This window comes from Limnobacter olei, assembly GCF_029087225.1.
GTDB classification, from domain to species: Bacteria; Pseudomonadota; Gammaproteobacteria; order Burkholderiales; family Burkholderiaceae_B; genus Limnobacter; species Limnobacter olei.
The window spans coordinates 75,218-88,210 of sequence record NZ_JARFJD010000020.1; the positions used below are offsets into that span (position 1 = coordinate 75,218).

The 12,993-nt window shown below is 53.9% G+C and carries 16 protein-coding genes; 10 read left to right on the forward strand and 6 right to left on the reverse strand.

The window, feature by feature from the left end; genetic code table 11:
• Positions 1–6: 6 nt before the first annotated feature.
• From PY990_RS12770 to mpl, 3 genes are read right to left on the reverse strand one after another with little or no spacing between them, the layout of a single operon-like run.
• The gene (locus PY990_RS12770; protein WP_275271918.1) at positions 7–570 is read right to left on the reverse strand and encodes a chorismate--pyruvate lyase family protein; all 564 of its coding nucleotides are present in this window, start codon (positions 568–570) and stop codon (positions 7–9) included.
• The gene (locus PY990_RS12775) at positions 567–1,211 is read right to left on the reverse strand and encodes a YqiA/YcfP family alpha/beta fold hydrolase (RefSeq protein ID WP_275271919.1); all 645 of its coding nucleotides are present in this window, start codon (positions 1,209–1,211) and stop codon (positions 567–569) included. The genes PY990_RS12770 and PY990_RS12775 overlap by 4 nt, the downstream gene beginning before the upstream one ends.
• Entirely contained in the window at positions 1,208–2,599 is a 1,392-nt protein-coding gene (gene mpl / locus PY990_RS12780; protein ID WP_275271920.1) for a UDP-N-acetylmuramate:L-alanyl-gamma-D-glutamyl-meso-diaminopimelate ligase, read from the reverse strand. The genes PY990_RS12775 and mpl overlap by 4 nt, the downstream gene beginning before the upstream one ends.
• Positions 2,600–2,661: 62 nt before the next feature.
• Here mpl and PY990_RS12785 point away from each other — a divergent pair, with 62 nt between their 5' ends.
• The 8 genes from PY990_RS12785 to PY990_RS12825 all read left to right on the forward strand — a co-directional run bounded on the left by PY990_RS12785 (position 2,662) and on the right by PY990_RS12825 (position 9,051).
• Positions 2,662–3,273 (forward strand): UDP-N-acetylmuramate--alanine ligase, encoded by a 612-nt coding sequence (locus tag PY990_RS12785; protein WP_105027229.1) that lies wholly within the window; start codon positions 2,662–2,664, stop codon positions 3,271–3,273.
• Positions 3,270–3,767 carry a TlpA disulfide reductase family protein gene (locus tag PY990_RS12790; protein WP_275271921.1) on the forward strand — a complete coding sequence of 166 codons (498 nt, stop codon included), beginning with the start codon at positions 3,270–3,272 and terminating at the stop codon, positions 3,765–3,767. The genes PY990_RS12785 and PY990_RS12790 overlap by 4 nt, the downstream gene beginning before the upstream one ends.
• Before the next feature lie 179 nt (positions 3,768–3,946).
• Positions 3,947–4,414, forward strand: coding sequence for an acetyl-CoA carboxylase biotin carboxyl carrier protein (gene accB, locus PY990_RS12795; protein ID WP_275271922.1), 468 nt, complete (start codon positions 3,947–3,949; stop codon positions 4,412–4,414).
• 16 nt (positions 4,415–4,430) lie between these two features.
• The gene (gene accC, locus PY990_RS12800) at positions 4,431–5,780 is read left to right on the forward strand and encodes an acetyl-CoA carboxylase biotin carboxylase subunit (protein ID WP_008250526.1); all 1,350 of its coding nucleotides are present in this window, start codon (positions 4,431–4,433) and stop codon (positions 5,778–5,780) included.
• Complete coding sequence (gene prmA / locus PY990_RS12805) at positions 5,781–6,695, forward strand: 50S ribosomal protein L11 methyltransferase (RefSeq protein ID WP_275271923.1); 915 nt, start codon at positions 5,781–5,783, stop codon at positions 6,693–6,695.
• 61 nt (positions 6,696–6,756) lie between these two features.
• Positions 6,757–7,557 (forward strand): zinc-ribbon and DUF3426 domain-containing protein, encoded by an 801-nt coding sequence (locus tag PY990_RS12815; RefSeq protein WP_413789535.1) that lies wholly within the window; start codon positions 6,757–6,759, stop codon positions 7,555–7,557.
• A gap of 37 nt (positions 7,558–7,594) precedes the next feature.
• Positions 7,595–8,551 (forward strand): carbohydrate kinase family protein, encoded by a 957-nt coding sequence (locus tag PY990_RS12820; protein WP_275271924.1) that lies wholly within the window; start codon positions 7,595–7,597, stop codon positions 8,549–8,551.
• A gap of 20 nt (positions 8,552–8,571) precedes the next feature.
• Positions 8,572–9,051, forward strand: coding sequence for an outer membrane lipoprotein (locus PY990_RS12825; RefSeq protein ID WP_105027234.1), 480 nt, complete (start codon positions 8,572–8,574; stop codon positions 9,049–9,051).
• Between the two features lie 75 nt (positions 9,052–9,126).
• Here the strand turns inward: PY990_RS12825 and PY990_RS12830 are convergent, their stop codons facing one another.
• Both PY990_RS12830 and PY990_RS12835 read right to left on the reverse strand, forming a co-directional pair.
• Entirely contained in the window at positions 9,127–9,696 is a 570-nt protein-coding gene (locus PY990_RS12830) for a YggT family protein (RefSeq protein ID WP_105027235.1), read from the reverse strand.
• Positions 9,697–9,714: 18 nt separating this feature from the next.
• Positions 9,715–10,020: a hypothetical protein gene (locus tag PY990_RS12835; protein WP_105027236.1), complete on the reverse strand. Its 306-nt coding sequence runs from the start codon at positions 10,018–10,020 to the stop codon at positions 9,715–9,717.
• Positions 10,021–10,119: 99 nt separating this feature from the next.
• Here PY990_RS12835 and PY990_RS12840 point away from each other — a divergent pair, with 99 nt between their 5' ends.
• Complete coding sequence (locus PY990_RS12840; RefSeq protein WP_105027237.1) at positions 10,120–10,368, forward strand: DUF1653 domain-containing protein; 249 nt, start codon at positions 10,120–10,122, stop codon at positions 10,366–10,368.
• Between the two features lie 2 nt (positions 10,369–10,370).
• Here PY990_RS12840 and PY990_RS12845 read toward each other — a convergent pair whose 3' ends face one another.
• Positions 10,371–11,879, reverse strand: coding sequence for a flavin-containing monooxygenase (locus PY990_RS12845; RefSeq protein WP_275271925.1), 1,509 nt, complete (start codon positions 11,877–11,879; stop codon positions 10,371–10,373).
• Positions 11,880–12,059: 180 nt separating this feature from the next.
• Between PY990_RS12845 and PY990_RS12850 the strand changes: the two genes are divergently transcribed.
• The gene (locus PY990_RS12850) at positions 12,060–12,959 is read left to right on the forward strand and encodes an alpha/beta hydrolase (RefSeq protein WP_275271926.1); all 900 of its coding nucleotides are present in this window, start codon (positions 12,060–12,062) and stop codon (positions 12,957–12,959) included.
• Positions 12,960–12,993: the final 34 nt, after the last annotated feature.

Here is a 12,993-nt window from a genome sequence, read left to right on the forward strand (position 1 = left end):
ACTGTCCTAAAGATAGTGTTCAAGTTGGGGCAGGAAGACTTCCATCACCCACAACGGTGTCCTGTTGGGCTTGCGCGAAAAGCGCGCACAACGGGCGTACCACACACGGCCGTTACCCTGTCTGTTCATCTCGGCTTTCATCGCCGGGGGCAACAAACGTTGCACCCAAGGCTGCTGCAAAGGCAAACGTGCAAAATAAGTTTTGCCCCGCTTTACCTGCGGGTCGGAAAACAACACCGTGCCCAATGAGCGGGTGCCCAAACCCCGCCAAAAATGCCAATCATTCACTGGGCCATCCATTTCAACCAGAGTTTGGGCCAGCACCACAGGCGCGTTGTTCACATGCAAACGCACCAGTCGCTGCCGCATCATTTGCCCCGTTACACTTTGCCCCCTGGCGCCAGGCCCGTGTTTGATCAACACCTTGGCTTGCACAACAGGCTCTACTTTAAACCCTTGGTTCAGGCGCACCAAACGCTGGGTGAGCGAACCGGGGGTACTCACCCAGTTTCGGGCCCACACAGGCCAGCTTGGCGGGCAATGCCTGCTCCATGCGACACCACCGCTCATGGCAAACCCACGGCCAGTTTCACGAAGGGCAATATTTCATCGAAATCGCTCAAGGCATGGTCAGAACCCAACAGCTGAAGTTGATGCGCACCGCGATAACGCGCCAGCATGGTGTCACAGTTCAGTACTTCATCGTCCCGAGCGGCCACCAAAAAATAGCGAGATGGATCGGTCAAGCTGGTTTGTTCCATGGCCTTTAGATCACCGAGGTAAGCGGGAACAAACTCAATTTCCTCGTCAGAAAAATACACTTTCTTTTTGCCGATTTGATCTTCCAAATCGTCATAAGGCTTGATGGCCGGGTTCAACAACACAATCGAAGCCTGAGCATGCAACTCGCCCAACACCGTGGCGTAATAACCGCCAAGAGAACTGCCAATAAACGTTAATGACAACTCGGGCTGGCTTTGCAAACGCGCATCCAGGTGCTGCTCGATCATGGCCATGGCCCGCGCAGGCGAGGCCGGCAAATCGGGCACCCACAAGTGGCTGCTTAAACCAGCTTGGTCAAAAGAGTCGATCATTTTCTGAGCCTTGACAGACCTGGACGACGAACGAAAACCATGCAGATACACCACCAAATCGGCTACGCCTGAAGTGCGCGCAAAGCCGCCTGGGCTATTGAGGGCAAATGGCGTCAAGCCCGCACCCGTGCGGCCAGGGCGTCAATCAGCTTTTGGTGAATGCCGCCGAACGAACCATTGCTCATGGCCACCACCCAGTCACCGGGCTGCGCCAGGGAAACAACATGGTCGATCACTTCGTTCAAATCATCGCTGGTGAACAGCCTTTCGCCCAAGCTGCCCAAGGTGTCGCGCACATTCCATTGAATACCTGCGGTGTAACACACCACGGCTTGCGCTTCATCAAAAGAGGCCGGCAGGGCTTGCGCAAGAGTTCCCATTTTCATGGTGTTAGAACGGGGCTCAAACAGGGCAATCAGCCTTCCGGTGGGTTTGCCCGCCCCAGCTGCAATTTCAGCCATGCGCGCTTTGGCGCCTTCCAGGGTGGTAGCAATGGCGGTGGGGTGGTGGGCAAAATCGTCATACACCTTCACGCCAGCAGCCTCGCCGCGCAATTCCATGCGGCGCTTTACACCGGGAAATTCGCTCAAGGCCTTGCATGCATCCGTTACCTTCACACCCATAGCATTCGCAGCCGCAATCACAGCCAGGGCGTTGTTCACATTGTGCAAACCCGACCAGTCCCATTCCACCTGGCCTTTCACTTCACCATTTTTCAACACCTCAAATCGGGATGCGCCCAACACGCGGGCCTGCCAGGGTGCTTCGTCGCCATTGGCGGAAAAACGCTCAACCGGTGTCCAGCAACCGCGTTTCAGTACCCGCTCCAATGACTCAGTATTGGCTGGGCAAACTACTCTGCCCTCAGATGGCACGGTCCGAACCAAGTGGTGGAACTGGGTTTCAATTGCGGCAAGATCAGGAAAAATATCCGCGTGATCGTATTCCAAGTTGTTCAACACCGCCACCACGGGGCGGTAATGCACAAACTTCGAGCGTTTGTCGAAAAACGCCGTGTCGTATTCGTCGGCTTCAATCACAAAGCAGTCGCCCTGCCCCAGGGTGGCCGACACACCAAAGCCACCCGGCACACCGCCAATCAAAAAGCCGGGATTCAAACCCGCCTGCTGCAACACCCAAGCCAACATGGAACTGGTACTGGTTTTGCCATGCGTACCCGCCACGGCCAACACCTTGCGGCCCCGCAAAATGTGTTCGCCCACCCACTGGGGGCCACTGGTGTAAGCCAGCCCCTGGTTCAAAATGGCTTCCATCAGCGGATTACCGCGTGAAACCACATTGCCAACTACCCACAGGTCAGGCTTGATCGCCAGCTGTTCCACACCAAAACCCTCGGTCAATTCAATACCGGCTTGGGTTAACTGGGTGCTCATCGGTGGATAAACATTGGCGTCGCAACCGGTCACGGTGTGGCCTAGGGACTTGGCCAACTGAGCGACACCGCCCATGAAGGTGCCACAAATCCCGAGAATGTGGATGTGCATTCTTTCTTCCTTTCAGAACAAGCCCATATTGTAGTGCCTGTGAATTTGGATACACTGCCGGTATGGAAGAATTCTTCGCCCCGCAAGACGAACTTCGCATAGAAATTGCGATGACCGCCGCCCGATTGATCGCCGAGGAAGGCTTGGACTACGCCACTGCACGCAATCAGGCCGTGAAAGCCCTCCTTGGAAAACAGCGTGTGCCCCGTGAACGGCTCCCTTCAGATCAAGACATTCAAGACGAACTGCGCGCCTATCAAGCCCTGTTTCAAGCCGACAGCCAGCCCGGTGAATTGAACGAATTGCGCGAAGTTGCACTCCAATTCATGCAAGGAATTCAGCAATTCGAACCCATTGTGTATGGTGCAGCCGTGAATGGCACAGGTAGCGCGCATTCAGATGTTCACATCATTGCCTTTGCCGACGACGAAAAAGAAGTGGATTACTGGTTGTTGAACCAAAATATCAATTTCGACGCCTGCGAAGACGCCTTGCTGGCTGGCAAATCATTCCCCGCCGTGGCCTTTCGCTGGAAACAGCGTTGGTTTCAGCTGGGCGTGGCCAGCCCGGTACAACGCCGTGGCCTGCTTAACAGGCAAGCACCTGACGGAACCCTTTTTCAAACTGATACAGCGGGCTTGACCCGTTTGATAAGCCAAATAGAAGCACCATGAAAAACAAACTCATACCCATCGTGACCGCGGTTCTTGCCTTGGCAATTGGCCTTTATTTTGGGCTGAAACCACAAAGTGGCCCTGATTACCCATTAAGTGGTTACACCTTTGACACGCCCCAAGGCGGATCTCTCGACCTTGGCGCATTAGAAGGAAAGGTCGTTGTTCTTAACTTCTGGGCCACTTGGTGCCCACCCTGCGTGGAAGAAATGCCTGAGCTGGACGAGCTTTACCCTCAATTGCAGGCCCAAAATGTCGAACTGATCGGCATCGCAATTGATTCACCTTCCAACGTCGATCAATTTCTACAGAAAACACCTGTAAATTACCCGATCGTGCTTGCTGGCATGACAGGTACAGAACTTGGAAAAGCGCTCGGCAACCAACAGGGCGGATTACCATTTACAGTCATTTTGGACGAAAATGGTAATGAATTGCTGAGAGAAGCCGGCAGAATACAGATGAGTACTATCACTAACGCACTGCAACGTTAAAATCGGGTATGCTCACGCAACGCCTGATTTGGGCGAACCGCGAAGCAAGGTTCACCAATGCCCTCCAAGGTGGAAAATAATTGATTTTCAGTGCACACTAAACGAAGTTAGGCTCAATTCACCTCGCGCTTGGTTGTGTACTGCCATACAAAACCAACCTCCCTAGATGGAGCAAGTAAATGGACCTCAGAAAGCTAAAAACATTGATCGACCTGGTCGCCGAATCTGACATTTCCGAACTGGAAGTGACCGAGGGCGAAGGCAAGGTACGCATCGTCAAAAGCCAGCCTCAATACACCATGGCCATGCCTCAGCAAATGATGCAGCAAGCACCAGCAGCCATGGCTGCACCCACTGTTGCCGCCGCAACGCCTGCAGCCACAGAGGCACCGGCAGCGGCACCAGCCGATGCCGGCCACAAAGTAACTTCACCCATGGTGGGCACGTTTTACCGCGCACCCAGCCCCGGCGCCTCCAATTTCGTTGAAATTGGCAGCACTGTGAAGGAAGGCCAAACCATCTGCATTATTGAAGCCATGAAATTGCTCAACGAAATTGAGTGCGACAAGTCAGGTGTTGTGAAGGCCATTTTGGTCGAAAACGGTCAACCCGTGGAGTTTGGTCAAGCTCTATTCGTCATTGAATAGAACAGGAGCAGCCACCATGTTTGGAAAAATATTGATCGCCAACCGCGGCGAAATAGCCCTGCGCATTCTGCGCGCCTGCAAAGAAATGGGCATTAAAACCGTGGCGGTGTATTCCACCGCAGACGTAGACGCCAAGTATGTAAAGCTGGCCGACGAATCGGTGTGTATTGGCCCCCCCAGCTCCAAAGAAAGTTACCTGAACATTCCAGCCATTATCAGCGCCGCGGAAGTAACCGATTCTGAAGCGATTCACCCCGGCTACGGTTTTCTGTCCGAGAATGCCAGCTTTGCTGATCGCGTTGAAAAAAGCGGTTTCGTGTTCATTGGCCCCCGTGCAGAATCGATTCTGCTGATGGGAGACAAAGTGTCTGCCAAGCGGGCCATGATCGCAGCCGGTGTGCCTTGTGTACCCGGCTCAGAAGGTGAATTACCCGACGATCCACGTGAAATCGTGAAAATTGCACGCCAGGTGGGCTACCCGGTCATTATCAAAGCCGCAGGCGGTGGTGGCGGGCGCGGCATGCGTGTGGTGCACACCGAAGCTGCATTGCTGAATGCGGTCACCATGACCAAAACCGAGGCGGGCTCGGCTTTCAACAACCCCGCGGTTTACATGGAAAAATTCCTTGAAAACCCGCGTCACATTGAAATTCAGATTCTGGCCGACGAACACAAAAATGCCGTGTGGCTTGGCGAACGCGATTGCTCCATGCAGCGCCGCCACCAAAAGGTAATTGAAGAAGCACCGGCGCCGAACATTCCACGCCGCCTGATTGAGCGCATTGGTGAACGCTGCGCTGAAGCTTGCCGCAAAATTGGTTACCGCGGTGCGGGCACGTTCGAATTCCTGTACGAAAACGGCGAATTTTACTTTATTGAAATGAATACCCGTGTACAGGTTGAACACCCAGTTACAGAGATGATCACCGGCGTGGACATTGTGCAGGAACAAATTCGCATTGCCGCAGGGCAGAAACTGCGTTTCCGCCAACGTGACATTGAATTCCGTGGCCACGCCATGGAATGCCGAATCAACGCGGAAGACCCATTCAAGTTTGTGCCCTCACCCGGCCCAATCAAAAACTGGCATGCACCGGGCGGCCCCGGAGTGCGCGTGGATTCCCATGTGTACAGCGGTTACAACGTGCCTCCTCACTACGATTCCATGATTGCCAAAGTGATTACTTACGGCGAAGACCGCAAGCAGGCCATGGCCCGCATGCGCCAAGCACTTGCCGAACTGGTAGTCGACGGCATCAAAACCAACACAGCCTTGCACCGTGAATTGATGGAAGACGCCCGCTTTGTGGAAGGCGGCACCAGCATTCACTACCTTGAGCACAAACTGGAAGCACGTTTCAAGTAAATGAACCCACAGGCCACACCGCTGATACAAGCCAAACTTACCCTGCCCTTTGAGCAAGCCGATGAAGTTTCCGACCTGCTCATGGAGCTGGGGGCCTTGGCGGTCAGCCTGGAAGATGCCAATGCAGACAGCGAAGACGAACAACCCTTGTTCGGCGAGCCTGGCATGGAGCCGGAATCAGCGGCGTGGAATTTAAACCATGTGGTGGCCCTGTTTCGCAACAAGGCCGAAGGTGAGCAAATTTTCGGTGAAATTCCAGCTGAATTGCTGGGAGATGCTGAAATTGATTACACCGAAGTACCCCAGGAAGACTGGGTTCGTTTAACCCAATCCCAATTCGACCCCATTCCAATTTCAGCTCGCTTGTGGATTGTGCCCTCCTGGCACGAACCTCAAGACATCGACGACCGAATCAACCTGGTGCTCGATCCCGGCTTGGCCTTTGGCACCGGTTCACACCCCACCACCGCGCTTTGCCTTCGCTGGCTCAGCGAATTTCCGTTGAAAGGGCAAAGTGTGCTGGATTACGGCTGCGGCTCGGGAATTTTGGGTATTGCTGCACTTAAATTGGGAGCGTCTGAGGCCATCGGCGTGGATATTGATCCCCAAGCGGTCGACAGCACCGCCTACAATGCGGGCAACAATGGCGTTGAAATGCCCTGTGGTTTGCCCGACTTTCCACTGGCCAAACGTCAGTTTCCAATAGTGGTGGCCAATATTTTGTCGAACCCACTGAAAGTGTTGGCGCCGTCATTGTGCAACCATGTTGAAGCGGGCGGGCAGTTGGTGCTTTCCGGCGTGTTGGCCCGACAGGCTGAAGAAGTGATTGCGCATTACCGCCAATGGATCAAGCTGGCCGTGTGGGCAGAGCGCGATGGCTGGGTATGCCTGCATGGCCAAAAAGCCGCTGACTAAGTTGTCAACCAAGTTGCCAACTGATAATCCTGCCATTGACAAGCAAGGTTAAACTATTGCCATGAGCCTTGCCACCCGCTGCCCCAACTGCAATACCTTGTTCAAAGTGACCTCTGGCCAACTGCAAATGCACGAGGGCAAGGTGCGCTGCGGGCATTGCCAAACCGTATTTTCTGGCATTGAACACCTTACGTCAGCCGACACCGAAGCCTGGCAAAAGCTGGACCTAAGCCCCAGGCAAAGCGACGACAACCGCACCAGCGACCACAACTTGTCAGGCGGAGACGGGACTGGCTCTGAGGTCTTGTTTGCCAACACAGCACCCACGAAACCTCTGCTGAATTTCAGCCAAGGTAACCCTGCCCTGAAAACCGCCTGTATTGCACTGCTGCTAGCGCTCGGTATGCAGGCACTGTGGTGGCAGCGCATACACCTGTTGCAAGAAACGCCAGAAATCGCCAGGCACATCAACAATGCAGGGCCCGCCATTCAACGGCTGTTTGCTAGCCCTGCCACCCAAGCTTTGCGCGTTGAAGGCAGCGGCCTGCAAGCGCTGGATGAGCACAATTTGCGGGTTGACCTGACCTTGCACAACCCACTTCCCCTGCCCGCCCGATGGCCCCACCTGAAAGTGGAATTGCTCGACCCGCAAGGCCTGGTGCTGGCCAGCAAATCACTGAGCCCCGGCGACTACCAACTGCGTGACGAGAATGCAGCCAGCCTGGCACCGTTGATAACTGGCAAAAAAACAGTGGAAGTACTGGCATACTTAAACTTGAGCACCCTGAACACACAACTACCCGAAAGCGCCGCGACTGGCTTTCGGCTTGAATTATTCGACCAAGGCCCAAGCGAACAATAAACGCCGAGCCAATTTTTAAATACTGGACTGTTTCACAATGAATTCCCCAACCAACACCAAACGCGTTTTAATTTGCGGCTCTATCGCATTCGACACCATCATGGTGTTTGAAGGTCGCTTCAAAGACCAAATCTTGCCCGACCAGGTACACATCCTGAACGTTGCATTTCTGGTTCCAAGCCTTCGCAAAGACTGGGGTGGCTGCGCAGGCAACATTGCCTACAGCCTGAACATGCTGGGCGGCAAACCAGTACCCATGGCCACGATTGGACATGATGCCGGTGGATACTTTCAGCGCCTGCAAACCTTGGGTATTGAAACCAGCTGCTTGAAACAAATTGGCGAGGAGTTCACCGCGCAGGCTTTCATCACCACCGACCTTGACGACAACCAGATTACCGCTTTTCACCCAGGTGCGATGAGCCACTCACACCTGAACAAAGTGAGCGATGCAGGCGACATTGCCTTGGGAATAATCGCCCCCGATGGCCGGGACGGCATGATGCAACACGCCGAGCAGTTTGCGGCAGCGGGCATTCCATTTGTATTTGATCCGGGCCAAGGCCTGCCCATGTTCGGCAAACCCGAACTTGACCGGTTTTTGGAACTTGCCACCTACGCTGCTGTCAATGACTATGAAGCCAAAATGTTGTGTGACCGCACATGCCTGACCTTGGAGCAAATTGCAGACAAGCTGGAAGCGCTTGTGGTTACACGCGGTGCGGAAGGCAGCTGGGTGTATACACAGGGTCAACGGCACGACATACCGTGCGTTAAAGCTGAACGTATTGCCGACCCCACCGGCTGTGGCGATGCGTACCGCGGCGGCTTGCTCTACGGCCTCACAGAAGGCATGGGCATTGTGAATGCGGCCAGGCTGGCTAGTTTGATGGGTTCACTGAAAATTGAAGTGAAAGGCCCCCAAACCTACCAGTACAGCCGGGAAGAAATTGCGTCCAGGTTTACCGCCGCTTTTGGTCAACAACCCTGGTAACTTGAAAGGAAAATCAAATCATGGCCAAGTCAATTCAGTTCAGTTTTAGAAGCACCGGCGCAGTGGCCCTGATCGCGCTCTCCGCGCTTGCAGGTTGTGCCACGCAAAGCAGCTCGGGCCAAGTGTACCGCGAAGGTGAAACCCGCCGAGCGCAAATTATCGAGCAGGGCACAGTTGAAAGTGTTCGTACAGTCACCATTCAAGGCGACACGAACGGCGTGGGCACCGCTGCTGGCGGTATTATCGGCGGCATTGCTGGCAGCAATGTAGGCGGCGGTAGTGGTCGCGCAGTGGGTGCAATCGTGGGTGCAGTGGCTGGCGGTGTGGCCGGTCAAGCCATTGAGCGCAACGCATCGACTCGCCAGGGTCTTGAAATCACCGTTCGCATGGACAACGGCACCCTGCGCGCCTATGTTCAAGATGCAGCGGGTGAAGACTTCCGTCCCGGCGACCGCGTTCGGATTGTAAGTGGCGGTGGTACTTCACGCGTTACACGCTAAGAAGCCATTAGGTTTTAAGCCAAATGAAAAAGAGCACTTTCACAAGTGCTCTTTTTTTATCTTGATTCAATAGAATCAAAAACCTGGCATCAGGCTTTGCAACACCATCATCACAATTTGCAAAATCAAGAAAAATACCAGGGGCGATAAATCTACATTGCCAATGGTGGGCAATACCCTGCGCAGCGGCTCTAGAAAAGGGCGCGACAATTCATTCAAAATGGACGCGATTGGCGAGAACGGATTCACCCAACTCAAAACCACCTGAATCAACACAATACCCATGAGCAGATAGGCCACATTGCGCAGCACCCAGAAAATGGCAATGGGTATGGTCAGGGTAATCAGCGCGCCCACACCGGGCCCGCCGCTGGAAAGCCCTACCGTAAGCAACACCAACACAATGTGAAGCACAAAAGACACCACAAAAGCACCAAAAATGGAGGCCCAATCAATGCCCCCATAGCCGGGCACGCCCTTGCGCAGCGGCTTCACCAGCCAGTCTGTCATGGAAAAAATAAAAGGTGACAGGGGGTTGCTGGGGTGTATACGCACCCACTGCATCAACGCACGCAGCAACAGACAAAAAGCGAGCAGGCTGGCGGCTGTTTCCAGCAGTAAGCGCAGAATATCGATTAGAAGCATAGTGAAGCGTTCAGCAGGTTAAGGCCTTGAGCCGGTTGGAAATGGCCAGGTAGTTGTAGCCCCCTTCAATTTTCTGGGCTTTGCGGCACCCGACCTGCGGCGACGCGCGGGCTTGTTGGGCGTTAGCAGGGCCAGCGGCGTTACCTCAGAAGGAGAAAGCGCTGTTTTGGAAGGTTTGCGGGTTGTAGCCACCGGGCGCGCCTTGCTTTCAGGCGTTTCTGCTTTGGCATCAGTCGCCTTTGTGGCTGGCTTTACAGCCGACTTGGTCAAAGGCTTTGTTGCTGGTTTGCTGGTTTCCTCGGTTGCTCGCTTGGTTGCAGGCATTCAGGAACTCCTTTCAATTCTTCAAGGACAGCCGTACAGTTTAACGATATGACCTTGAATATTCAAGAAATATGACTTTGAACAACACAGGAGACACCCATGAGCCACGTACCGGAACAACTACACAGCGTAAAAGCAGGCGAACGTTACCGACACTACAAAGGTGGCCTGTATGAAATTATCTGCCAGGCCATTCAAGAAAGCGATTTGAGCCCCGTGGTGGTGTACCGCCCCCTGAGTGGCGACACACACACCGCCTGGACTCGGCCTATGAATGTATTTTTTGAAATGGTACAGGTGGGTGAACGCATGACCCGGCGCTTCACCCTCGTTGACAGCGACAGTTAAATTCAAGCCACTGCTTTCAACTTCGGTTTGGCCCTGTTCCCACCAGCCTTTGCTGGCTCAAACACCAAACCGGGCTCATCCACCGGGTCTTCCAGCAAGGTTTTGGTGTCGTGGTAGTAATCTTGCCGGTTGTGCCAGGGGTGGGTCTCGCCCTGGCGGGGCAACTGGTCAGCCACACGTTTCAAGTAGCCTGAATTCAAGCCGCCCAATACTGTAAAGCCTTCCACTGGTTGAACATCGGCCGTTTTGGCCACCGCCACGGCGTGGCCCTTCTTGTCCATGTAGTTCAGCAATCGGCACACAAAACCGCTCACCAAATCTGATTTCAAAGTCCATGAAGCATGCGTGTAGCCTAGAACTACTGCGGCGTTCGGCAGGTCTTGAAGCATGGCGCTTTTGTAGAACATTTTTTCACTCAGGTTGACAGCCTTGTCATCCAGAGAAATTTTCATGCCGCCCACCATTTGTACGTTCAAACCAGTGGCAGTCACGATAATGTCGGCCTCAAGAACCTCACCTGAGTTCAACTCAATGCCATTGGCCACAAACTGCTTGATGGTGTCCGTGGCCACGCTGGCTTTACCACTGCGCAGGGCTTTGAAAAAATCGCCATCAGGCACCAAACACAAACGCTGATCCCATGGCATGTAGTTGGGTGTGAAGTGCTTGATATCCACATTCGAACCCTTCAACTGCCTGCGCATCATGGCAATCAAAAACCGCCGCACCACTTCCGGCTTGCTTTTGCTGGCCTTGAACATGAAGTGCGCCAAACCAATGGTACGCGTGCGGTTCAACTTGTAGGCCAGCTTGGAAGGCAGGGTTTTCTGAAGCACTTTGGTGAGCGCATCCACGGAGGGCAATGAAAAAATATACGATGGCGAACGCTGCAACATGGTGATGTGCTCAACCTTGTCGGCCATGCTGGGGATGAGCGTAACTGCAGTTGCACCGCTACCAATCACCACCACTTTCTTGCCGGTGTAGTCCAGGTTTTCTGGCCAATGCTGTGGATGAACAATCAAGCCTTTGAAGTTTTTCTCACCCGGAAAATCAGGGCGGTAGCCTTGGTCGTAATTGTAGTAACCCGCACAGGCCATCATGAATTTGGCGCGGTATTGTTCGGGTTCGCCAGTCGCTTCATTCACCGCATTGATCACCCAACGCTGAGCCTCGCTGTCCCAATTGGCATCGCTTACCTTTCGCTGAAAGCGAATGTGGTCGAACACCTTGTTTTCGGTGGCTGCCTCGTGCACATAGCTGCGAATGTCATTGCCCTGAGAAAAGAAATGTGCATTTTTCCAGGGTTTGAATTTAAAGCCGAAACTGAACATGTCGGAATCGGATCGGATGCCGGGATAACGGAACAGATCCCAAGTGCCACCTATGGTGGTGCGGCGCTCGAGGATGGTGAACTTTCGGTTGGGGCATTCCTTTTTCAAATGGCATGCAGCACTAATGCCTGACAAACCTGCGCCAATGATCAAAATGTCTTCGTCGAATATCGCCATGGTGTCTCCGTGTGGTTGTGCTCTTTTTTTTATTGTGCCGATTTTTTCAGACCTGAAAACAGCGTTTGCGAATCCCCTCCAGATTTGTCCGAATTTATCAAGTGCATTGAAAACTCAGGGTAAACTGGCCAGCACTGGCAGTGCTATAAATACCCCATCCCACTTTCCAAGAGGAACACCATGCCGTCCATTCAAGCCAAAGTGATGAACAAAATTGCGAGCATCGCCCTGAAAAGCTACCGGGGCAACGGTGCCGGTTTTGTGCGCAGGTTCCGCATGGTGACAGCCGCATCCAACCTTCTGGCGCCAGTTCCCAAAGGCTTGAAACACATCAAAGGCGCTTTGGGCGGCGTACCTGGCGAGTGGCTGATTCCCGTCAATCCCAAGGGTGCTCTGCTTTACATTCACGGCGGAGGATTTGTGGCGGGTCACCCACCGATGTACCGCCCTTTTTGCGGTGCCTTGGCCAATGCGCTTGGATTTCGAGTGTTCATGCCTGATTATCGCCTTGCGCCAGAAAACCCGTTTCCAGCGCCATTGGACGACTGCATTGCTGCCTTTGAAGCGCTGGTGGCCGACACACCCACTGGCGAGCCAATTTTCGTGGCAGGCGATTCCGCTGGCGGCAATTTGGGATTGGCAGTGCTGCAACATGCATTGAAGAAAAAGTTGCCCGCGCACGGCGGTCTGCTGATTTCGCCAGCCACCGACATGCGCCGCCTGTCACCTTCGATTGAAGGCAATGACAAAACCGACAGCATGTTGTCCTCCCACATGATTGAACATGCCGCCAACTTGTACATGTGCGGCCATGACCCCGCCGATGAACGTGCATCGCCCTTGCTAGGCAAGTTGAAAGGCCTGCCACCACTCATGGTGACAGCCAGTGAAGACGAGTGCTTGCTGGACGATTCCGTGTTGCTACGTGATGCCGTGGAGAAAGTGGGGGGACAAATTACTTTGCTTACCCGCCCCGGCATGCCGCATATTTGGCCGACGATGAACATCGCTTTGCCGGAAGCCAAAGAAGACCTCGTCAAAATCATTCGCTTTTTCTCGCCGTTGGTGAAGGGCATCTAAAACCGCATTGGTGGCAGTACAAGGTGTTGGAGAC